Below are 21,647 nucleotides of genomic sequence, written 5' to 3'. Positions count from 1 at the left end.
AGGACCTTACAGTTTCCCTTCGGCGGCCATTTTGACAAAGGTGTCGTCGAAGCGGAGCTTGATGTTTTTCGGATCACCGAACGTTTTACCGCCCGGGAACGCCATACCGATAAACTCGGCGTCAGGGGCACCTTCACCGAGGATACCGTGTTCAAAGGAGAATTCGCTGACTTTTTTCATTGTCGCCGGGATTTCCGCGCTGGTCGTAAAGGCAAGCAGGTCGGAAGGCGTATAGAACATCATCGTGGAGTCAAGTTGGCTTTTGTAGCCTGCGAGGTCCGTACCGGAAGCCTGTGCCATGAACGTCAGTGCCGCTTCATCGCCCTTCTTCATCAGTGCCATGACTTCGAACCATGCACCCGTCAGCGCTTTGGCGAGTTTCGGGTTGTCTTTAAGGGTCTCGGTGTTGATGACGAGCATGTCGATGATCTCGCCCGGCGTCTTGCTGGAGTCGAAAACGAGGTTCGCGTCTTTGTTGCCGGCCATGATCTCGCTGAGCTGCGGGTTCCAAGTCGTCATCGCAGTCACGTCTTTCGTCCCCCATGCCGCGACCATGTCGGCGTCGGAAGTGTTGAGGACCTTGACGTCTTTTTCGCTCATGCCGACCGTTTCAAGCGCACGTGCCAGCAGGTAGTGCGAGACAGAGAGTTCGACAAGGTTGACCGTCTGGCCTTTGATGTCGGTCAGGTTTTTCTTGTTTTTGAGGAGGATACCGTCGTTCCCGTTGGAGTAGTCACCCATGATGACCGCTGTAGAGTCGACGCCGCCCGCAGCCGGGATGGTAAGGGCGTCCATGTTTGTCATCAGACAGCCGTCAAATTTTCCTGCAGTATATTGGTTGATTGATTCGATGTAGTCGTTGACCTGGACCATTTCGATCTCGATGCCGTATTTCTTGGCCCATTTGTCGATGATCCCTTTTTGCTGGGCATAATCCCACGGCATCCATCCGACATAGATCGTCCAGGAGACCTGAAACTTATCTTTGACTTCCGCCATCAGCGAAGAGGCTCCGAAGCCCATGACCAGTGTAGCGGCAACTAAGAGTTTTGAGGTAGATTTGAAAATAGATTTCATAATAATCTCCTGAGTAGGTTATGGAATAAACACGCCAAGAGGTTGAAACCTCCCGGGCTTTTATCCCTCCGTGTAACCCCTACTCAAGAGGTCGACAGCTCTCGGACCAGACACGGTAACCCGCCGGAACCCTAGCCGTCTATTATGACAGTGGTGAGGTTTGACAACCTCGTGACATGCTTTCTGGGTGTCAGTATAACATTTCTATCAAACCCGTCAAGCAACTTAATGGTTAAAAAATGATCACCATTAAAAACAGCAACAACTTTTGTGCCCAATTGCGGCACATACCGCGCCCTTTCTCCTCTAAATGATTTTATTCGTATTTCAGGTACAATTTGATGAATGTATGAAGAGCAGAGAAGGAGTTTCATGCCCCAGGAGCACCGGCCGATTCAGCTCGGCGTCAATATCGACCACATCGCCGTCCTGCGCGAGGCGCGCCGTATCAACGACCCCGATCCGCTGATGGCACTGGCCCTCTGTGCGCAGAACGGTGCAGACCAGATCACCATCCACCTTCGCGAAGACCGCCGCCATATCAACGACGAGGATGCCCAGAAGATCATCGTATCCTCCCCGCTCCCGGTCAACCTGGAGTGTTCCATCAACCAGTCCATCATCGACATCGTCTGCGAGCTGCGCCCCCACCGCGCCACCCTCGTCCCGGAAAACCGCGAGGAGGTGACAACAGAGGGCGGCCTGGATGTCATCGGGCAGAGCACCGCCGTCTCCGACGCGATCGACCAGCTGCATGACGCCGGCATCGCCGTTTCGCTCTTCGTCGACCCCTCCGCGCATATCATGGAGCAGTCCAAGGCACTCGAAGCGGAGATGGTGGAGCTGCACACCGGCACCTATGCCAACCTCTTTGCAATGCTGAACACCGCCCTGCCCTATACGCGCCACAGCATCCCCGAGCTTGAACTGCCGCGCGATGAACTGCAGCAGCGGCTTGAAGCCGCCGTCGATGCGCTCCGCCAGAGCGCGGAACATGCCCATGCCATCGGCCTGGAAGTCGCGGCAGGCCACGGCCTGAACTACCACAACCTGCATGCCATTACCGCCATCGCGGAGATCGTCGAGCTCAACATCGGCCAGAGCATCGTCGCGCGCTCCGTCTTCACGGGCCTCGGTGCCGCCGTCCGCGACATGAAAGCGCTGCTTGTCCGATGAGCCTGCCGCGCCTCGCCATCAGCATCGGTGACCCCAACGGCGTCGGTCCCGAGATCGCCCTGCGGGCCCACCCGCAGATCACCGACTACTGCCTGCCGCTGTACTGTGTCGACCCCGAGGTGATGGAACAGGCCGCATCGCTGCTGGGCATGCACATCCCAGACGATTTCGACATGATCGCACTGGAGCAGCCGATTGCCGTCCAGCCCGGCTGCGTCACCCCGGAGGCAGGCCGCTACAGCCACGCCTCCTTTATGAAGGCGATCGCCCTCACCGAAGCCGGCGAAACCGATGCCCTTGTCACCCTCCCCATCCATAAGGAAGCGTGGATGCAGGCGGGCATCGCCTACAAGGGGCATACCGAACTGCTCCGTGACTATTTCGGCAAAGAGGCGATCATGATGCTGGGATGCCACCAGCTCTACGTGGCGCTTTATACCGAGCACATTCCGCTCAAAGAGGTCCCTGCAAAGATCGAACGCAACGCCCTCGCCCGTTTCCTCCTCGACCTCTACCGTGCGACCGGTTTTGATGATATCGCCGTGCTGGGCCTCAACCCCCATGCCGGCGACAACGGGGTACTCGGAGACGAGGAGCGGGAGATCGAAGCGGCCATTATTCTCGCCAACGATACCCTGGAGGCCGAGGGGTTCAAATGCGACGGACGCCCTTTCTTCGGTCCGGTCGTGCCCGATGCGGCATTTACACCGACCTTCCGCACCGCGCACCGCCATATCGTGGCGATGTACCACGACCAGGGGCTGGCGCCTCTCAAAGCGCTCTATTTCGACGAGAGCGTCAACATCTCTCTCAACCTCCCCATCGTCCGCACCTCCGTCGACCACGGAACCGCTTTTGACATCGCCTACCGCGGAAAAGCGCGCCTGAACAGCTACCGCAATGCCGTCGACACTGCCCTTCAGCTCTCGGAAAACACCGTCTCCAATTCATAACAATTTGTGATATATTATTGACACTTTCTTAATAGAATTTAATCATATAAAAACTATCAGGGTCGACCGATGGGAAAAGACAACCCCCCGCAACATATCTATATTATCAAGCAGCGCAAAAAAGTCACGCTTTCGAGCGGACCAGTCGAGTATGAGGAGCTTCTGGGAAAATGTACGTGTCCCCAGGAAGCGAAAAAGATACTCAATGACCACCCCGGGGCCTACATCTCCGAAGACTCCACCTACAGCGAGTCCGACCTTTTCCGTTACGAATAGGCTGACGTTTACACGCGATTAAACCGCACGTTTTATACTGGGATAATTCTATATTCAAAGGATGATAGATGCCCAGAAGATTTATGCTTGTCAGTTCGATTCTTTCGGCCTTCCTGTCCCTGCAGGCGGCGGCCGTCACCTTTGACGAAATGCCCCCGCTGAGCGAACGGGTCATGCCCAATGCCCCCAATGCGGTCCTCTCTTTCAGTACGGCCATCGACAAGGCGAAAAACTCCATCGTCTACATCTCCTCCAAACAGATACGGTCGCAAAAATACATGGAGCAGATGCACCCCTTCTTTGAACAGTTTTTCGGCCGGAAATTCAACCCCAATCCCCACCGCCAGAGCCTCGGTTCGGGCGTCATCGTCACCAGTGACGGATACATCGTCACGAACAACCACGTCGTCGAAGACGCCGACAGCATTATGGTCAAACTGCCGGATTCCCAAAAGGAGTACCGCGCCAAGCTCGTCGGGAGCGACCCCAAATCCGACATTGCCGTGATCCGGATCGAGGCCGAGGGGCTCACGCCGATCCGGATGGGCAGCTCCGCCGAACTTAAAATCGGCGATATCGTCTTTGCCATCGGCAACCCCTTCGGTGTCGGCCTGAGCGTCTCGCAGGGGATCGTCTCCGCCCAGCACAAAAACGGCATCGGGATCAACGAGTACGAGAACTTCATCCAGACGGATGCCTCCATCAACCCCGGTAACTCGGGCGGCGCCCTGATTGACAGCCGCGGAGCGCTGATCGGGATCAACTCCGCCATCATTACCCGAAGCGGCGGCAACAACGGGATCGGGTTCGCCATCGAGGTCGATATGGTCAAGAGCATCGCCAAGAAACTGATCGAGGACGGCAGCGTGACGCGGGGCTATCTCGGCGTCAGTATCGGCGACCTCACGAAGGAGCTCCAGTCTCTTTACACGCACGAGAACGGTGCCCTGCTCAACGATATCGTTGCCGGCTCCCCGGCAGAGAAAGCGGGCCTCAAACGCGGTGACCTTATTGTCGCTATCGACGGCCGCAGCATCAACAGTGCCGCCGACCTCAAAAATACGGTCGGGATGTACCGCCCCGGCAGCCGCATCAACGTCACCTATGAGCGCGACGGCAAGACCGAAACGGTCTCCGTCAACCTGACCGACCTGGGAGAGCAGGCCGCGAACGACTCCGATGCCATTTTAGAAGGGGTCAGTCTGCAGAATCTCGACCCCCAGCAGCGTTACCGCCTGCGGATCCCCGACAACGTCGAGGGGGTTTTGGTCACCGAAGTGGATGCCCAAAGCGATGCGGCCATGCAGGGGGTCCGTCCCGGCGACATCATCGTCCAGCTCGAGAACACCCCTGTCACCGATCTGACCTCCCTGCAAAAAGCGCGCAGCAGCGCCGAGGGCAAGCTCAAGCGCATCTATCTCTACCGCAAAGGCCAGATCTACGTCGTCGCCCTTCCCTAGGGAGCCCTCCGGGTTCCTTATGCCGAATTGGTTACAATAGACGGTAGAAACCCTTCCGGGAGGTAACCATGCTCCTCTCATTCGCCCTGCGTATCGCTGTCGCCTATCTGATCGTGATCGCTTTGATGCTCGCCGCCGTGTATCGGCAACACCATTCGCGCCTCGAAGATTATGTCAATCAGCGCTTTGCAGACGTCATGACGCAGGTACGTGTACACCTGTCGACGGAGGAGTCCGAAACGGTCAGTGAAGAGATGGGCGAAGTGCTGCAACAGATGCAGATCCCCTACCTCGAGGCCTATGACGGGAAGGGCCGTCTGCTCCACGCTTTTGGGTCCGAAAGTTGGACTGCGCTGAAAGATGATACCCCGCTGCCGCTCCTGCCGAGGAGAGGGAAGAAGGATCTGTCGCTGGTCGAACACGGAGGCACCCCCTATCTTCGCTTCGCCACGGGTCCGGCCGAGATCAAAAATCCTTTCGGCAACCCTGTCACCAGAGCGTTCCGCGGCCTCTTCCCTGTCGACGTCAATAGTATCCGGCGGATGCGGGAGCACTATACAAATGCCCTTTGGCTCGTCCTTGTAACCGGCGCGGTTTTCGCCCTCGCACTTTTCCCGATGATTCTTCTCTACTACCGGCAGCTACGCCTGAAAAACCGTGAATTGATCCGCAGCTATTTCGGTACCGTCTCCGCCCTCGGCAGTGCCGTGGCCCAACGCGACAGCGGGACCTCAAGCCACAGTTACCGTGTCACGTACTATACCCTGAGGCTCGCGGAGGCCCTGAAATGCTGCAGTGAAAAGCATATTGCCAATATTATCCTCGGCGCCTATCTGCATGATATCGGCAAAATCGGCATCCCGGACCATATTCTTTTAAAACCGGGCCGGTTGAGCGAGGAGGAGTTTGAGCTCATGAAGAGCCATGTGGAGCGAGGGCTGGAGATTGTCCGTCATGTCACCTGGCTTTCCAAAGCCGGGAGAGTCATTGCCGGCCACCACGAAAAGTATGACGGCAGCGGTTACCCCAAGGGGCTGCGCGGCAGTGCGATCCCTTTGGAAGCACGCATCTTCAGCGTGGCAGACGTCTTTGACGCCCTGGGCTCACGGCGCCCCTATAAAGAGCCCATGACGCTCGACGCGTCCCTGGCCTACCTCAAAAGCAATGCCGGCACCCACTTCGACCCGGAGATCGTCGCGGCGTTCATACGGATCGCCCCCGAGATCTACCGCGAGACACTGAACCGGAGCGAAGAGGAGCTTGAGCGCATGTTGCAAAAAGAGGCCGAGCCCTATATCAGCAGGCTCTAGGCACCCTGCATCACCCGCTTAGGAGAGGCGGTCGCGGTAGGTCTCGTACCCGAACCGCTTGACGATCTCCATCTCGCCGTTTCGACGCAGGATCGCCAGTGAGGGGAGCTGCACGCCGTTGAAGGTCGTATTTTTGACGAAGGTGTAGTGGATCTGGTCTTCGAAGACGATCTGATCCCCGACCTGCAGCGGTGCGTCAAAGGCGTAGTCCCCCATGATGTCCCCCGCCAGGCAGGTATTGCCGCCGAGACGGTAGGTATGGGGTTTTTCCCCGGTCTCGGCGGCGCCGCGCACCTCGGCGCGGTACGGCATGGCGAGCGTATCGGGCATATGCGCTTCGGCCGAGACGTCGAGGATGGCGATATCCATCCCGTTATGCACGATGTCGAGCACGGTCGCTACCAGCGGCCCGGTCTGCCAGCCGACCGCTTCGCCGGGTTCCAGGTAGACCGTAATGCCGTTATGGCGCTCGCGGAAGGCCCGGATCACCTCGATAAGGCGGTCCACGTCGTAATCGGCGCGGGTAATGTGGTGCCCCCCGCCGAAATTGACGTACTCGAGCCCGTCGATGTAGGCGCCGAACTTCGCTTCGAAAGCTTCGAGGACCCCTTCGAGCGCATCGACGTTCTGCTCGCACAGCGCATGGAAATTGAGGCCGTCGAGTTTTGCGAGCTGCGCCGCGTCAAAGCTCGCCGCCGTCGTTCCCAGACGGCTGAAAAGCCCGCAGGGGTTGTAGAGGTCGACCGGCGAAGAGGAGTACTCCGGGTTGACGCGCAGGGAGACGGAGATGCCGGGGTTGACGCTTTTGACCCGGTCGTAGAAGCGCTCGATCTGGGCCGGGGAGTTGAAAACGATATGGTCAGAGATCGCCGCGATCTCGTCGATGTCGCGTTCGATGTACGCCGGCGAGTAGGTATGGACCTCCTTGTTCATCTTCTCCCGCGCCAGTTTCGCCTCATGCAGCCCGCTGGCCGTACACCCCTGCAGGTAGCGCCCGACAAGGTCAAAGGTCGACCACATGGCAAAGCCCTTGAGCGCCAGGATGATCTTCGCGCCGCTTTCGCGCTGCACGCGTTCGAGCAGTTTCAGGTTCGCTTCGAGACGCGCCTCCTCACAAATATAAACCGGTGTTTCAACGTCATAATATTTTTTCATCGTGTTACTTTTCGGTATAATTTCACCCATGCAAAAATTCATTCTGGGTGTCCTGACCATCGCGCTAGCCTTCACCCTCTATTCACTCTACGACATTATAACCTCTTCCCCTGACGAAAATGAATCCGTAGAGGCTCCGCTGGCGACCAAACCGGTCACGGCGAAACCCAGACCCAAAACGGTGCCCAAAGTGAGCGCACGTGCGAACAAAGCCCGTTTTATCAAGCAGATCCTTCCCGCGGTCCAGGCCGTCAAGGCCGAACTGGACGGCGAATACACCCGCGCCAAAGCATTGATCGGCAAACGGTCGCGCACGGCCGACGAGGAGGCATGGCTTCAGCGCCAGATGAAACGCTATAACGTCGCCGGCTACCCTTGTCTGCTGCGCAGTATGCATACGCATCCCGTGAGCCTCGTCATTGCCCAGGCTGCCCTGGAGACCGGATGGGGCAGCTCGCGCTTTTACAAAGAGGCGAACAACGTCTTCGGCATCTGGTCATACAACCCGAACGAACCGCGGATCCCCGCCTCCGAACAGCGCGGCACCAAGACGATCTATGTCAAAAAATTCGCCTCCCTCGACGATGCGATCCGAGGCTATTTCAGAATGATCGCCAAAGGGTATGCCTACAGCGGCCTGCGCCGCGCCCGCACGCAGACTGACAACCCCTTTGAGCTCCTGCGCCACCTCCGCCGCTACTCGGAGCTGCGCGACGAATATGTCGCCCGTCTCTACTACGTCATGAAAGCCAACAAGCTCTACACGTACGACACGCCCTCCTATGCGCCGATCGCGCTGGTCGACATTATTCCGGAGTACGTGGCAATGAAAATGGAAGAAGCGGCGAAGAAAAAAGCGGCCGAGCAGCAGATGTTCGCGCTCAATGAGGTCAAAGTGGAAACCGACGAAGAGGAAGAGCCGGTTCCCTGCGAAGAGGAGATGGAGGCGAACCTTACGCGTCCAGCTCCTGGACTTTCCACGGTAAGCCCTGCGCGTTCATTTCGTCCATAAACGGATCCGGGTCGAACTGTTCCATGTTCCAGACCCCCTGCGCATACCACTTTTTCTCCAGCATCAGTTTTGCGCCGATCATCGCCGGCACGCCCGTCGTGTAGGAGACGCCCTGTGATTTCACCTCGGCGTAACACGCCTCGTGGTCTTTCACCTGGTAGATATATATCTTGCGTTTTTTGCCGTCTTTGAGGCCTTCGGCAACGATACCGATGTTCGTCTTGCCCTTGGTGCGCGGCCCCAGGCTTGCCGGGTCCGGCAGCAGAGTACGGAGAAACTCGATCGGTACGATCTTCTGCCCCTGGTGCTCCACCGGTTCAATGCCCAGCATCCCAACGTTCTCCAGACACTTCATATGCGTCAGGTAGCTCTCGCCGAAGGTCATGAAGAAGCGGATACGCTTGAGCCCTTTGATATGCTTTACAAGTGACTCCATCTCTTCGTGGTAAAGCAGGTAGCTCTCCTTGGGGCCGACTTCGGGGTAGTCCCAGGTAAAGTGGATCTGCATCGGGTCCGTCTCGATCCACTCGCCGGCTTCCCAGTAGCGTCCTTTCGCACTTACCTCGCGGAGGTTGATCTCCGGGTTGAAGTTCGTCGCAAAAGGGTAGCCGTGGTCGCCGGCATTACAGTCGAGGATATCGATGGTATGGATCTCGTCGAAATAGTGCTTCTGGGCGTAGGCGCAGAAGACGTTGGTCGCACCCGGGTCGAACCCGCTGCCCAGGAGCCCCATGATGCCCGCCTGCTTGAATGCCGCGTCGCGCGCCCACTGCTCTTTATACTCGAATTTCGCCTCGTCCGGGTGTTCGTAGTTCGCCGTATCCAGGTAGTCCACGCCCGTTTCGATACAGGCGTCCATAATGGCCAGATCCTGGTAGGGAAGCGCCACGTTGATGACGATATCCGCCTTGACCTTTTTGATCAGTGCCGCCGTCTCTTCGACGCTGTCGGCATTAACCTGCGCAATCTCGACGGCGCCGGCAGGCAGCTCGTCCGCTATCGTTTTGCAGCTCTCCAGTCTGCGGCTCGCCAGTACGATCTTCGTAAACGTTTCACTGTTCATTACACACTTATGCGTCACTACGCGGCCGACTCCGCCCGCCCCGATAATCAATACAGTAGCCATACTTCTACCTCGTCATTAAATTCACGTCAAATAGTAACCTAATTCCGTTTAAGCAGCCCCGGCAAATGGCCCGATTGTCGCCGAACGGTAATCTTGCTATACTGTCTTGAAAGAGCAGGAAAGGAGCGGTATGCCGTCATTCGTTCTGTGGGTGGAAGCGTTCTCGGGGCTGGGGCTTTTCCTCTTCGGCATGCTTTTTCTCGAGAGCCAGATCCGCCAGTCCGCCGGGCATGCCTTCAAAAGCATTGTCCAGCGCGCGACCGGTACACCGTTTCGAAGCCTGATGACGGGCCTCGGTGCGACGGCTGTCTTCCAGAGCTCCTCCGTCGTCACGCTGATGGCCCTCTCGCTCGTCGGGGCGCAATTGATGAGCCTTGGAGGTGCGATCGCCGTCGTTTTCGGGGCAAACCTGGGCACCACCGTCACAGCCTGGATCGTTGCGCTCGTGGGTTTCAAACTCGACATCCGCCTGCTCTCGTACCTGATGATCGGCATCGGGGGTCTTGGCGGCGTGCTCGCCAGCAGTGACAGCCGCTGGAAAAAACATTTCGGCGTCATGGTCGGTTTCGGGCTGATTTTCCTGGGACTGGAGGGGATGAAAGGGAGTTTCGGAGGTATTGCGGACACCTTCGACCTTACGGCCTTCAATACCTGGCACCCCTACTGGTTCGTGCTGATCGGTTTTGCCCTCACTGGGCTGATCCAGTCCAGTTCCGCCGCCATTGCGATTGTACAGAGTGCCCTTTATTCCGGTATTATCGCCTTTCCTACCGCTGCGGCTTTCGTTATCGGCGCCAATCTCGGGACCACGGTCACCGCCATGCTCGGGGCGCTCGGCGGCACCTCTGACAAGAAACGCACCGCACTGGCGCATGTCCTTTTCAATATTTCGACGGCGGCAGCCGCACTGATGCTCATGGACGCGATGATATGGGGCATTGACCGCTTTGCCGCCGGTGCGGACGGGGTCGTCAAGATCGCCCTCTTCCACACCCTCTTCAATCTGCTCGGGGTCGTGCTTTGGTACCCTTTCATCCCGCTGCTTGAACGTCTGCTGTTACGTACTTTCAAAAAAACACCGCTGCAGGTAACCAAGTGGATCCATAATGCCCCCGTCACCGTCCCGGACATGGCGATCGATGCACTCAAAAACGAGGTAAACGCCCTCTCAATACGCGTCGAAGAGTTTGCCCTGCTTGCCATCGACATCTCACCGCCCAAGGCGTTTGAGGCAGGCCTCTCCGTCGATAAGCTTCTCGAAGCACCGCAGAAACATTTCGATATCGCCTTTGACCGTCTCTATGCCAATATCCGCCGCCATGAGGGGGAGATTTACCGTTACATCATCCTGCTTTCCCCCTACTGTCCGGAGGAGGAGAAGCAGGTACAGCTGCTGACCCTGCAGCACACGATCGCCTACCTCGCAACGGCAGCCAAGGCAATCAAGGACATGCTCTACGACATCGAACGCCTCTATGACGCCGCGTCCGCCGAAGAGCAGTCCTTCTACAAGGACCTCCGCTACCAGATCCTCAAAAGCGTTCTGACCTATCACGCCGTCGCCCAGGGTGCTGAAGCGGAGCGGGAGGTACTTGACGAGACCTACAAGCGTGTCGCGAACTCCTACAAGAACAGCATGAACGTCATCGAATCCATCGCCAAGAACCCCGCGATCCCTTCGGAGATGACGACGATCACCATCAATGCGCTGCACCTGGCGAAGAGCTTTACGAAGTCCCTGCGCAATGCCCTGCCCCCCGGGCCTCTTCTTAATCAACCATAACCTATAATGGTAGGATTGATCTTTAAAAAAGAGTACAACAGATGAAGCAGGATAAACAGGTTATCGGGTGGCGCGAAAAGGTCGCGCTGCCGGCATTGGGCGTCGACGCCATCAAATGCAAAGTCGACACCGGGGCCAAGACATCCGCCCTGCACGCCTTTTACGTCGAAGCCTTTGAAGCGGACGGCAGGCAGATGGTGCGTTTCGGGCTCCACCCGAACCAAAACGACACGGAGACCGTCATCGATTGCGAAGCCGAGATCTTCGACGTGCGCACCGTCACCGATTCGGGAGGACACCGCGAAGAGCGTTACGTCATCCAGACCCCGGTGCGCATCGGCCGCGAGACCTTCGCCGCCGAAATCACCCTGACCAACCGCGACACGATGGCTTTCCGTATGCTTTTGGGACGCCGCGCCATGTCGCACCGTTTTATCGTCGATCCCGACGCCTCTTATCTTGCCGGGGAGCCCACCGTATGAAAATCGCCATCCTTTCACGTAACAAGAACCTCTACTCTACGCGACGTCTCGCCGAAGCGGCCCTGGAGCGCGGGCACGAAGTCGAAGTCATCGATACGCTGCGCTGCTACATGAACATCACCTCCGACCGCCCGTCGATGCACTACAAAGGCGAGGATCTGCTCGGGTTCGATGCCGTTATTCCCCGGATCGGAGCCTCGATCACCTTCTACGGTACGGCAGTGCTGCGCCAGTTCGAGGTAATGGGGCTCACATCGCTCAACGACTCCATCGCCATCAGCCGCGCCCGGGACAAACTCCGCTCGATGCAGCTGCTCGCCCGCAAAGGGGTCGGCATGCCCGTGACCGGGTTTGCCCGCAACCCCGACGATATCGAGGACGTTCTCGACATGGTCGGGGGTGCCCCGGTCGTCATCAAGCTGCTCGAAGGCACCCAGGGGATCGGCGTCGTCCTGGCTGAAACGAAAAAAGCCGCCGAGAGCGTCATCCAGGCGTTTATGGGCCTCAATGCCAATATCATGGTCCAGGAGTTCATCAAAGAAGCCGGCGGCGCGGATATCCGCTGCCTCGTCATCGGCGACAAGGTCGTTGCCGCGATGAAGCGCCAGGGACCCGAGGGCGAGTTCCGCTCCAACCTCCACCGCGGCGGCAGCGCCAGGGTGGTCAAGATCACACCGGACGAACGCGCCACCGCCGTCGCCGCCGCCAAGGCGATGGGCCTGCAGGTGTGCGGGGTGGACATGCTCCGCTCCAAGCGCGGCCCGCTGATCATGGAGGTCAACTCCTCTCCGGGCCTCAAAGGCATCGAATCCGCGTCCGGGAAAGATATCGCCGGTCTTATCATCCAGCACCTTGAAAAGGCCAGCAGCAAGCCCCGGGCCAAGAAGCCGAGGCTTTCGCCGATGTAAAGGGGCGCGCCATGTTCGAGATCGCAGGCACGCCGGTTGCCAAAGGGGAGCGCAAAGTCATCCCGATCCCCCTGCCTTCCCTCTACTCCGAGAAACGGATCGACATGCCCGTCAAGGTCGTCCGGGGCAAACGCAAAGGGCCGACTCTCTTTGTCAGTGCGACCGTCCACGGGGACGAACTCAACGGTATCGAGATCATCCGCCGCCTGCTGCAGCTGCCCCAGCTTGCCAAGCTCCGCGGTACCCTCATTGCCGTCCCCGTCGTCAACCCCTACGGCCTGATCCAGCACTCGCGCTACCTTCCCGACCGGCGCGATCTCAACCGCTCTTTCCCCGGCATGCAGAAGGGGAGCCTCGCCTCCAGGGTTGCCAAGATCTTCATGGACGAGATCGTCGAAAAGGCCGACGCGGGCATCGACCTGCACACCGGTGCCGTCCACCGCTCGAACTTTCCGCAGGTCCGGGCCAATCTCGACGACGAAAAGACCCTCGCGATGGCCGAAGCATTCCGGGCACCGGTCCTGATGCACTCGGCACTGCGCGACGGTTCCCTGCGCGAAGCCGCCGTGGAAAAAGGGGTGCCTATCCTGCTCTACGAAGGGGGTGAAGCGCTGCGCTACGACGAGTTCTCCATCCGTACGGGTCTCAAGGGGATCGTCCACGTTATGCGTCATCTGGGGATGCTGCCAAAATCCACCTATACGCCGAAAACACTGCCCACCGTCACGGTCAGCAGCAGCAAATGGCTCCGCTCACCCCAAAGCGGGCTGATGCGGAGTTTCAAGGGGCCGGGGAGTTTTGTGCAGGCGGGTGATCTGCTGGCCCAGATCGATGTACCGCTGCAGCAGGAGGTGATCGAGGTCCATGCCGAATTCGACGGGATTGTCATCGGCCGTCTGGAGACGCCGCTGGTCTACGAAGGGGATGCGATTTTCCATATCGCCACGAAAGAGAAAGAGCACACCATCTCCCACCTGGAGGCCCTCGAAGCCCTGGATGAAAGCAGCGTCGGGGAGGCGATGCCCTCCCTGCTTCAGGACCCGCCGCTTATCTAGTCCGTTGTCCGGTCGGCAGGTGCATCCCAGTGCCCCTTGCACCTGACACCGTAACAGGTTTTTACAGATAGAGGTCCGCGAGCAGCTGCAGCATCTTTTTGACCGACTCCGTCCGTACCGTTTCGGAGACGGTATGGTAGCCCGTCGTCGGCAGCTGCAGCGTCGTGCCCTGGAGGGTTCCCTCTGCGGCGAGACGCCCCATCTCCGTACTTCCCAGCGACGCTGCCGACCCTCCCGTGGCAAGATGGGCGTTCTGCGCCGCGATATAGCGGTCTTTGAAGCCGTATCGGATCCCGAGCCGGTCGCAGCGTCCGGCTATCTCCTCCGTAAAGGTTTGGTTGAAAGCGGCGTTCGCATCCCGGTAGCGCAGGACGAGGTCCTGTGCATCGGCTGCCGCACGGTCGGGGAAAGGGCTCGTATCGAGCACCAGGAGCCTGTCCGTCGCCCCGTCGAAACGGCGGTACCACTCCAGCACGAAACGCCAGCTTTTCCCCGCCTCCTCCTGCGCGGTAAAAAAGGCCGTTCCCTCGTACCCGCTGCGGTAGAGATGCAGGATCAGTGCCGCGCTGATGACGTTGTCGAGCTGGGCGGAGAGCATCCCTTCATTGATCCGCAGCGAATCGACGTACGCGACCGGCGTTCCCGGCATGAGGTACTCCAGCCCCTTCACTTCAAAGATCAGGTTGTTGCGCCGCGGGCAGATATAGGCCTTCTCGATATTGCCCAGCCCGATGTAGGTGCCGGACCAGGGTTCATACGCCTGGACTGCCTGCCCGGCGAAACGTTCCGAGATCGTGTTCATCGTCTGCTCGGCCACGGAGTTGCCGCTCAGGTCGGCACGGTTCTGGGTCAGAAACGCCGCGTACTGGAACTCGTTCGGGCCCGTGCAGATAAGGCCGTGGCGGTCGATATGCGCCGACAGCGCTCCCGATTCGGGCCGCCGGCCGCGGGCAAAAAGCACCCCTTCATACAGCGTCGTTTCGATTCCCAGTTCATCAAGTTCGCGTTTGAGGGTCAGGAAAAACGGGTGTTCCGCACCGACGACGGAGGGGCGGCGGACAAGGTACTTGAGCGTGTCGAGAAACTCGCCGAAACCAGCCCCGGTCATGAGCTGTGTCCCTTGCCGTGCTGTTCCATGAGCATCAGCTCCTGCCGCCCGGAGAAGCAGACTTTCGGATCCGGCGCGAACACAAGGCTGTCGTCGCGCCCTTCATACTCGACCTGACGCAGCAGCAGCTTCATCGTCTCGATCCTCGCCTTGTGCTTGTCGCTGGAGCGGATAACGTACCAGGGCGCTGCCGCGTGGTCCGTGACCGTCAGCATCTGGTATTTCATCTGCGTAAACTGGTCCCACATGCTCTGCGCCTGCATATCGATCTCGCTGAGTTTCCAGCGGCGCAGCGGGTCGCTCCGGCGCTGTTCGAAACGCATGGCCTGCTTCTGCTTGCTCACGCTGAAATAGAGTTTGACGAGAAGCATCCCCTCTTCCGTCAGCGCCTGTTCAAACGGGACGACGTGTTTGAGAAAAAGCGCGTGTTCGCGCGGCGTGCAGAAGCCGAAGACCGGTTCGACCATCGCCCGGTTGTACCAGCTGCGGTCAAAAAGCACCAGTTCGCCGAAATGGGGGAAGTGTTTGATGTAGCGCTGGAAATACCACTGGGAGCGCTCCTCCTCCGTCGGCTTTCCGAGTGCGACGATGCGGTAGTGCTTCGGGTTCATAAACCGGCTCACACTTCCGATCGTCGTCCCCTTGCCCGCAGCATCGCGCCCTTCGAAAAGAACCATCATTTTCAGACGGTTGCGCTCGATATGCTGCTGCAGCTTGATCAGCTCCGCCTGGTAGGGTGCAAGCGCCAGGTTCTCCGCGTGGATGCGCAGCGCTTCGTCCTGCTGCTCCAGTGTCAGGCCGTATGTCTTCATCGTACCGTCCGTCCCGTTATTCGATATAGTTCATGCTGTAGAGCACGCGTTCGGCGGCCGAACGCGGCTGTTTCTGCCGGTCGACCGTCTCCAGGCGCTCGCGCAGCCCCCGCCCGTTGGCGATCTGGATCGCCAGCCCCGGGCGGGCATTGAGCTCGAGCATCAGCGCCCCGTCATTCTTGTCGAACACGATATCGGCCCCCAGGTATCCCAGGCCCGTCATCTCGTAACAAGACGCCGCCATCGTCAGAACCGCTTCCCACTGCGGGACCTTCAGTTTGGCGAAATCGTGGTGGGTGTCGGGGTGGTGCGTGACGGGGCGGTCATGAATGACCGCCGAGAGGGCCGAGCCATCTTTCAGGCTAAGCCCGACGCCGACCGCCCCCTGGTGCAGGTTCGCCTTGCCGTCGCTCTCCCGGGTCGGGCAGCGCATCATCGCCATGACGGGGTACCCGCGGTAAACGATGATACGGATATCCGGTACCCCTTCGAAACTGTAATCGGCGAACATCGGGTCGAACGCGACGACCTTTTCGATGATGGCCGTGTCGTACCGGCCGCCCAGCGAGTAAAGTCCGCTGAGGATATTGGAGATGTGCTTGCGCAGGTCGTTCAGTGAGAGCGCATCGCCGCTCGCCTTGATGAAGGTGTCGCCTTCGCGGTGCGTGATGACGACGATCCCCTTCCCGCCGCTGCCGTAATCGGGCTTGACGACGAAGCTCTCAAAGGGGGCAAGGATGTCATGGAGGTTGCGCAGCTGGGACTGGCGTTCGATCGTTGCGTAGAGTTCGGTGACCGGTACGCCGGACGCGGTCGCCAGCTCCTTCGTCATCAGTTTGTTATCGACCAGCGGATAGTGGCTGCGCGGGTTGTAGCGGCCGATGAGCTCGACGTTGCGGTAGTTCATCCCGACGATTCCTTTGCGCCGCAGCGCACCGAAGGTCACGAATTTCATCGTCCGGCCAGTGGTGCAAAGCGCACCAGTTCGGTGATGCGGTAGCCGGTGTAACGGCCGACCAGGATGACCATGGCCAGGACCAGCAGCTGCAGTTCCGGGAAGGTGAAGGTCAGGTGGCGTACGAAGTCGTTATCCATCGCGAAAAAGGCGGCGATCGCAACGACGAGGGAACCGCCGACCTGGGTCAGCGCCTCGCGCGCCCCGCTCTCTTCCCACAGGATCGACATCCGTTCGATTGTCCAGGAAAGGATGATCATCGGGAAGAAGGTGATTTTGAGCACCTCGTCGATGCCGAGCTTGAAACTGACGATACTCATCACCGACATGATACTGATGACGACGATGATCACGGCGGAGATCCTCGCCACCAGCAGCAGCTGCAGCCGCGAAAGGTAGCTGCGGACGATGAGACCGCTCGAAACGATGACGAAGAACATCGCCAGGCCGCTGATCAGCGTCGTCTGGATGAAGGCCAGGGCAAAAAGCACCGGCATAAAGGTCCCCATCGTCCGGATACCGATAAGGATACGGAAAATGACGACTACCAGCGCGCCGATCGGGATCAGCAGTAGCTGTTTGAAGGCATTCTGCTGGGAGCTCGGCAGGGCGTAAAGCGAAAAATTGAGGAAATCGTTCCCCTGCTTGAGCATTTCGCGCTTGCTGAGCATCGAGGCCGCTACTTTGGCCTCGCTGACGGAGAAACGGAGGCGTGCCTTGGCGATCCCCTTGGTCGTCATCATCGCCCGGTTCCCGAGCGACCAGACAAAGAAGTTCTCCGGCAGCGTGATCTGTCCCGTTTTGAAACTGAAGTAACCCGACTCGTCTGCCCCTTTGACCTCGAGCAGCGTCACGGCGCGGCGTTTCTTCTGGCCGTCTTCAAGCATGATCCCGCGTACCTTGCGGAACGTGATCTTTTCGCGGGCCAGCAGCGCCATGACTAGCGAGGCGGTCGTTTCGTTTTTCTTTGCCTGAAGCTCTTTGACGGCATCGGTCGGCATTTCGGTATTGAACATGTCGATCAGCTGCGCCGCCAAGGAGATCGCGTCGGCCGAATGCTCCCGGGCATAGTTCAGAATACCCGCCGCGGCGGCCTGTTCGGAAGCGTCCCAGAACTGGGTGTCGTCATATGCCGGGGTCGTATCCCAGAGCGCCTGACTGTCCTGCGGTTCATAGAGGGGTTCGGGCGTCACCCGGATCTTGTAAAAGAGTTTGCTTTTCGCGTCGAAACTGCGCTTTGTCCAGTGCAGCAGTTCGCCGTCGTCCATTAGGGCCGTCGTCATACCGAACTCGCCGGCCTCACCCTCACGTTCGAGGATCTTCATTCCCGGCTGTGTCGAGGGCAGGCGCAGCGAGACCGATGCGGGTGCCCCCGTCCCTTCGAGGTCGACTTCCGCCGTAACGGTAAAGACGGAACGCTTGTCATGCGGTGTGACCGGGACCCCGAGGTAGACAACCTTGTACCAGGCGACAAAAAGCCCCGTCATCGCCAGCAGCATGGCGATCATCATTACCTGAAAACGTGAAGAGATCACGGCATTTCCACCAGTTCTTTGACAAATTTCCGGCTGACGTCGACAATAAAGTGGTCACGCAGGAAATTGACGCCGATCAGGATTTTGTATTTGAAGTTGCTCCGGTCGGTCAGGGTCACCTCGACCGCCTGCGTCACGTCGCTGATCGTGACTTTGAGCATAACGACGGCACGGCGCTGCGAAGGGGCGCCATGCTGTTTGATTTTGACATAACGGACGACCTTCGCGCGGATCGGGGTCCCCTTGACGCTGAAGAGCGCCCAGTCCTGGCCGTCTTCGTTGACGATCTGCAGGTTCTCCGCACCGATCGACGTCGTGTTGGCCCCGGTATCGATCCGTCCTTCAAGGAGCATCGCGCCCGGTTCGACGAAGACCTTTTCGACGATACCGATGACCTGTTTCGTGCCGATCTCGCCCGCATCCGCCTCCTCGTCACTCCAGCTCATTTCGGCCGGTTCTATGACAGGGGGCTGCTGCCCGGCCGTTTCCGCACCGTACAGCGCGGTAAAGGCTACAAAACAAAGGATCGCCAGGAAGGTCCGTTTCTTCAAAATACGTTACTCACTTTCAGAAGACTGAATTTGTCTTTTTAACTTAATTGTAACAGAGAAAAGTGTCTAAGACAACTGCGACAGCAGTGTATTCAGGTCCCCGAGCACGTTGATGGAGGCGATTCTGCCGTTACGGAAATGGAAAAAGGAGGCTCCGGAGAAGCTGACCCTGTTGCCCGAAGCGGGATGGCCGAAAAGCTCGCCCTCATGCTTGCCCGTGTAAGAGACATAGGCAGCGGCTTTATCGTTCTCCACGACCGTGATCTCGACGGCATGATAAAGCGACGGGAAGGCCGTACTGAACAGATCGGCATAGTCTTTGAATCCGACAAGGCCGTTGGCTTCTATTCCCAGCGATCCGCGGAAACGGACATCCGGGTCAAGGAGCGCATCGGCTTTGGAAAAATCCTTGTCGTTCCACATCTCATAGTATTGCTGCAGTAGCTGTCGCGGTTCCATGGGGCTCACTCGTCGTCAAAACGATGCTTGTGGGGGAAACGTTCGATCGGTGCAAACTCATCGTCGTCATCGTCCTCCCAGGAAGCTTCGTCTTCAAAATCATAAGTAAAGATACGCTCGTAGCCCCGTTTTTCCAGCTCTTCGTCAAGCGTTTCGGGGGCATATCCCTTTGTTTTACAAACCGCAAGAATCGAAGCGATATCCGCTTCCTCTACGCCGTTCAACTTCATTTCCATTTCAATATCAGAAATCGTCATTTCGACCTCAAATAGTACAGCGCCCATCGGCGCCGAGCATGGGCAATGCCCGCCATGACCGCCCGGCGGCGGCCAAAACTAAAACAAGTGCAAACCTGAAATTATACTCCTTTTTTTGCAAAAACAGCGCTATAATTTAGCCGGTTATTCCATTGCCCTATATCAAAGAAACGCCCGCCACGCCGGGAGGAGAATACGCATCATGAAACAGTTAGTCTGGGGAACGTGTCTGCTGCTTGCGGCACTTGCAGTCCATGCCGAAGAGAAGGATCCGATGGAGGTGTGCGACGACAGGAACAGCGCCTGTATCGCGAAATGTGACGGCATGGAGAATGCATCCTCAGCCTGTTACGAGTCCTGTGATACCGCCTACCGGCGCTGCCTCGACATCGCCAACGGGTACACCCCGGAGCTTCCGAGCAAGTACGCGTCAGATGCCAATACGAGTTCGGAAAAGGCTCAGAAGTAAAAAGCGATCAGCAGCGTACTGATCCAGATCGCGCCGGTCATCACGAGCGAAACGAAGACCAGCGCCGCCCCGGCGTCTTTGGCCCGTTTGGCCAGTTCGTGGTATTCGAGTGTCACGAGGTCTACGACGCGCTCGACCGCGCTGTTGGCCAGCTCGGCCAGGAGCGGGATGAAAAGGGAGATGCTCAGCACCGCGCTGTAAAGCGGCGAGATCGGCAGCAGCCATGCAAAAGTGCCCATGCCGAAAAAGAGCAGCAGCTGCAGTTTGAAAGAGCTCTCGTTGCGGATCACCTCGATGAGGCCGCTCAGGGCATAGCGCGTGTTTTTGAAGAGGGTGTATTCCGGTTTATTGAGCAATAGTATCCTTTAACTGCATAACGGCGCCGCGCACCGTATCCGCGCTGCTGCCAAGGGGCATCGGGGCCCCGAAAACGACCGTGACCGGACGCCGAAGCGACCAGCGCCGGCCGGCGTGGGTTTTCCGGGTGTAGGAGAGTCGGCTGCCGCACATCCCCTCGATGTAGAACGGCACGATCTCTCCCTGGTGACTTTGTGACGCTATTATCTCAAATCCACGGTAAAACTTTTCTATTTCGCAGCGGCGGCTGATGCCCCCTTCGGGGAAGATGCCGACCGCCTCCCCCGCGTTCAGTGCCGCCGCCGCCTCCTCAAATGCCTGCTTCGAGGCTTTCGAAGAGACGGGAATCGTCCGCCCGAGCCGGAACATCCAGCGCAGCACCGGCGATTCGTAGATGGAACGCTCCATCATGTAGCGCAGCAGACGGCGGCGCAGTGCTATCTGCACGAGGAGCCAGTCCAGCCAGCTGACGTGGTTTCCCAGCAGCAGGACCGCCCCGGCGGCGGGGACGCGTTCGCGTCCGACGGCCCTGACACGGTAGCGCAGGGAGATCAGCAGCGCGGCGGCAACCCAGAGCAGCCGCAGCAGCCACTTCCGCATGCTCACCCCTCGCTTCCGGCCAGCGATGTGCTCCATCCCAGGTAGATACCGTGGGCCTCGAGCACGGTTTCGAGCAGCGGCAGCGTCACCTCTTCCAGGGCCTCCGGAGTGCAGGCGTGCGTCCGCTCGTAAAGCATTCCGTAGGGGTAATGCCCCTCCTCTTCCAGGTCCGTTTCAATCCGCACGCCCTCTTCGGCCAGGGCCGCGGCGGCACGCTGCATGGCACTGTGCGTCTGGAAAAAGAGGTAGTGTTCCACCGGACGTGCCACGTTCAGGTCATCGCCGGCGGCCGCAAGCTCGGCGATGATCTCGGCGCTTTTCGCCTGCTGCAGCTCAAACGGGTCGGGCGCAAGCGTGTCGTGGTAAAAGGCATGATGGGTATCACGCGTGGCCCCGTACTCGATCTGGCCGTAGCCATGCTGCTTGAAAAGGTCGCGGAACTGCTGCTCGGCCCCCTTGCTCCAGGCGGCATAGAAATAGAGTTCCGCCCACCCCTCCTGCAGGCGCATCCCGGCATACAGCGCCCCGTTGCGCAGCTCAAGCCGTTCGCCAAGGGTCTCCCTGATCGTATCGAGCACCGCGCGTTCCGCTTCGCCGCAGCCGCCCTCCGCGTCCGGCGTCTTCAGCGGTACGAAGCACCAGAGCATCCAGACCGTATCGTCGCTTTGGGGTTCAAAATCGAGGTTGGCCTCAATGGTCACCGGGGTATTCTCTTCATTTTTCGTCGTGTAGGTAACGTTCATGCACTGCCCTTGGTATAATGGCGGTATT

General features: G+C 58.7%; 24 protein-coding genes and 1 riboswitch. Of the genes, 11 read left to right on the top strand and 13 right to left on the bottom strand.

Going from position 1 to position 21,647, the window contains the following annotated elements:
• Positions 1–6: 6 nt before the first annotated feature.
• On the bottom strand, positions 7–1,077 hold the full coding sequence (locus WCX49_RS06045) for a putative urea ABC transporter substrate-binding protein (RefSeq protein ID WP_345986683.1): 1,071 nt from the start codon (positions 1,075–1,077) through the stop codon (positions 7–9).
• A 47-nt stretch (positions 1,078–1,124) separates the two neighbouring features.
• Positions 1,125–1,223, bottom strand: a riboswitch (guanidine-I (ykkC/yxkD leader).
• 247 nt (positions 1,224–1,470) lie between these two features.
• On the opposite strand from WCX49_RS06045, the gene WCX49_RS06040 reads away from it, so the two are divergent.
• The 5 genes from WCX49_RS06040 (at position 1,471) to WCX49_RS06020 (ending at position 6,252) form a co-directional block, all read left to right on the top strand.
• On the top strand, positions 1,471–2,253 hold the full coding sequence (locus tag WCX49_RS06040) for a pyridoxine 5'-phosphate synthase (protein ID WP_345986793.1): 783 nt from the start codon (positions 1,471–1,473) through the stop codon (positions 2,251–2,253).
• Positions 2,250–3,206 carry a 4-hydroxythreonine-4-phosphate dehydrogenase gene (gene pdxA, locus WCX49_RS06035; RefSeq protein WP_345986682.1) on the top strand — a complete coding sequence of 319 codons (957 nt, stop codon included), beginning with the start codon at positions 2,250–2,252 and terminating at the stop codon, positions 3,204–3,206. Before WCX49_RS06040 ends, pdxA begins: the two co-directional genes overlap by 4 nt.
• Before the next feature lie 69 nt (positions 3,207–3,275).
• Complete coding sequence (locus WCX49_RS06030) at positions 3,276–3,482, top strand: hypothetical protein (protein WP_345986681.1); 207 nt, start codon at positions 3,276–3,278, stop codon at positions 3,480–3,482.
• Positions 3,483–3,550: 68 nt separating this feature from the next.
• Complete coding sequence (locus tag WCX49_RS06025) at positions 3,551–4,942, top strand: Do family serine endopeptidase (RefSeq protein WP_345986680.1); 1,392 nt, start codon at positions 3,551–3,553, stop codon at positions 4,940–4,942.
• 68 nt (positions 4,943–5,010) lie between these two features.
• A complete protein-coding gene (locus WCX49_RS06020) occupies positions 5,011–6,252 on the top strand; it encodes an HD domain-containing phosphohydrolase (RefSeq protein ID WP_345986679.1) in 1,242 nt (413 codons plus the stop codon).
• 18 nt (positions 6,253–6,270) lie between these two features.
• Here the strand turns inward: WCX49_RS06020 and nspC are convergent, their stop codons facing one another.
• On the bottom strand, positions 6,271–7,407 hold the full coding sequence (nspC, locus tag WCX49_RS06015) for a carboxynorspermidine decarboxylase (protein ID WP_345986678.1): 1,137 nt from the start codon (positions 7,405–7,407) through the stop codon (positions 6,271–6,273).
• A 28-nt stretch (positions 7,408–7,435) separates the two neighbouring features.
• On the opposite strand from nspC, the gene WCX49_RS06010 reads away from it, so the two are divergent.
• Positions 7,436–8,419 carry a glucosaminidase domain-containing protein gene (locus WCX49_RS06010; protein ID WP_345986677.1) on the top strand — a complete coding sequence of 328 codons (984 nt, stop codon included), beginning with the start codon at positions 7,436–7,438 and terminating at the stop codon, positions 8,417–8,419.
• Here the strand turns inward: WCX49_RS06010 and WCX49_RS06005 are convergent.
• Complete coding sequence (locus WCX49_RS06005; protein ID WP_345986676.1) at positions 8,361–9,545, bottom strand: saccharopine dehydrogenase family protein; 1,185 nt, start codon at positions 9,543–9,545, stop codon at positions 8,361–8,363. The two genes, WCX49_RS06010 and WCX49_RS06005, sit on opposite strands and share 59 nt — an antisense overlap.
• A 130-nt stretch (positions 9,546–9,675) precedes the next feature.
• Between WCX49_RS06005 and WCX49_RS06000 the strand changes: the two genes are divergently transcribed.
• Genes WCX49_RS06000 through WCX49_RS05985 form a run of 4 tightly spaced genes read left to right on the top strand, consistent with a single transcriptional unit; the run spans position 9,676 to position 13,773 of the window.
• On the top strand, positions 9,676–11,328 hold the full coding sequence (locus WCX49_RS06000; protein ID WP_345986675.1) for a Na/Pi symporter: 1,653 nt from the start codon (positions 9,676–9,678) through the stop codon (positions 11,326–11,328).
• Between the two features lie 41 nt (positions 11,329–11,369).
• Positions 11,370–11,810, top strand: a complete 441-nt coding sequence (locus WCX49_RS05995; protein ID WP_345986674.1) for a RimK/LysX family protein — start codon at positions 11,370–11,372, stop codon at positions 11,808–11,810.
• A complete protein-coding gene (gene rimK, locus WCX49_RS05990; protein WP_345986673.1) occupies positions 11,807–12,718 on the top strand; it encodes a 30S ribosomal protein S6--L-glutamate ligase in 912 nt (303 codons plus the stop codon). The genes WCX49_RS05995 and rimK overlap by 4 nt, the downstream gene beginning before the upstream one ends.
• An 11-nt stretch (positions 12,719–12,729) precedes the next feature.
• A complete protein-coding gene (locus WCX49_RS05985; RefSeq protein WP_345986672.1) occupies positions 12,730–13,773 on the top strand; it encodes a succinylglutamate desuccinylase/aspartoacylase family protein in 1,044 nt (347 codons plus the stop codon).
• 61 nt (positions 13,774–13,834) lie between these two features.
• On the opposite strand, the gene WCX49_RS05980 is transcribed toward WCX49_RS05985, so the two are convergent.
• From WCX49_RS05980 to WCX49_RS05950, 7 genes are all read right to left on the bottom strand, one after another.
• Positions 13,835–14,881, bottom strand: coding sequence for a peptidase M42 (locus WCX49_RS05980; RefSeq protein ID WP_345986671.1), 1,047 nt, complete (start codon positions 14,879–14,881; stop codon positions 13,835–13,837).
• The gene (gene ppk2 / locus WCX49_RS05975) at positions 14,878–15,693 is read right to left on the bottom strand and encodes a polyphosphate kinase 2 (RefSeq protein ID WP_345986670.1); all 816 of its coding nucleotides are present in this window, start codon (positions 15,691–15,693) and stop codon (positions 14,878–14,880) included. The genes WCX49_RS05980 and ppk2 overlap by 4 nt, the downstream gene beginning before the upstream one ends.
• A 16-nt stretch (positions 15,694–15,709) precedes the next feature.
• On the bottom strand, positions 15,710–16,648 hold the full coding sequence (locus WCX49_RS05970) for an alpha-L-glutamate ligase-like protein (protein ID WP_345986669.1): 939 nt from the start codon (positions 16,646–16,648) through the stop codon (positions 15,710–15,712).
• Positions 16,645–18,183: a UUP1 family membrane protein gene (locus WCX49_RS05965; protein ID WP_345986668.1), complete on the bottom strand. Its 1,539-nt coding sequence runs from the start codon at positions 18,181–18,183 to the stop codon at positions 16,645–16,647. The genes WCX49_RS05970 and WCX49_RS05965 overlap by 4 nt, the downstream gene beginning before the upstream one ends.
• A complete protein-coding gene (locus tag WCX49_RS05960) occupies positions 18,180–18,734 on the bottom strand; it encodes a RimK/LysX family protein (protein WP_345986667.1) in 555 nt (184 codons plus the stop codon). The genes WCX49_RS05965 and WCX49_RS05960 overlap by 4 nt, the downstream gene beginning before the upstream one ends.
• 66 nt (positions 18,735–18,800) lie before the next feature.
• On the bottom strand, positions 18,801–19,193 hold the full coding sequence (locus tag WCX49_RS05955) for an ester cyclase (protein WP_345986666.1): 393 nt from the start codon (positions 19,191–19,193) through the stop codon (positions 18,801–18,803).
• A 5-nt stretch (positions 19,194–19,198) separates the two neighbouring features.
• Positions 19,199–19,429: a hypothetical protein gene (locus WCX49_RS05950; protein ID WP_345986665.1), complete on the bottom strand. Its 231-nt coding sequence runs from the start codon at positions 19,427–19,429 to the stop codon at positions 19,199–19,201.
• Positions 19,430–19,652: 223 nt separating this feature from the next.
• Here WCX49_RS05950 and WCX49_RS05945 point away from each other — a divergent pair, with 223 nt between their 5' ends.
• A complete protein-coding gene (locus WCX49_RS05945) occupies positions 19,653–19,919 on the top strand; it encodes a hypothetical protein (RefSeq protein ID WP_345986664.1) in 267 nt (88 codons plus the stop codon).
• On the opposite strand, the gene WCX49_RS05940 is transcribed toward WCX49_RS05945, so the two are convergent.
• The 3 genes from WCX49_RS05940 to WCX49_RS05930 are packed head-to-tail and all read right to left on the bottom strand — an operon-like array spanning position 19,910 to position 21,619.
• The gene (locus tag WCX49_RS05940; protein ID WP_345986663.1) at positions 19,910–20,275 is read right to left on the bottom strand and encodes a diacylglycerol kinase; all 366 of its coding nucleotides are present in this window, start codon (positions 20,273–20,275) and stop codon (positions 19,910–19,912) included. The genes WCX49_RS05945 and WCX49_RS05940 overlap by 10 nt on opposite strands.
• Positions 20,265–20,876 (bottom strand): 1-acyl-sn-glycerol-3-phosphate acyltransferase, encoded by a 612-nt coding sequence (locus tag WCX49_RS05935; RefSeq protein WP_345986662.1) that lies wholly within the window; start codon positions 20,874–20,876, stop codon positions 20,265–20,267. Before WCX49_RS05935 ends, WCX49_RS05940 begins: the two co-directional genes overlap by 11 nt.
• Before the next feature lie 2 nt (positions 20,877–20,878).
• Complete coding sequence (locus WCX49_RS05930; RefSeq protein ID WP_345986661.1) at positions 20,879–21,619, bottom strand: DUF695 domain-containing protein; 741 nt, start codon at positions 21,617–21,619, stop codon at positions 20,879–20,881.
• Positions 21,620–21,647 lie beyond the last annotated feature (28 nt).

The organism is Sulfurimonas sp. HSL-1656, assembly GCF_039645585.1.
Taxonomy (GTDB): Bacteria; Campylobacterota; Campylobacteria; order Campylobacterales; family Sulfurimonadaceae; genus Thiomicrolovo; species Thiomicrolovo subterrani.
The sequence above is the reverse complement of the archived record's forward strand: the minus strand, read 5'-3'. Positions and strand labels throughout refer to the sequence as shown.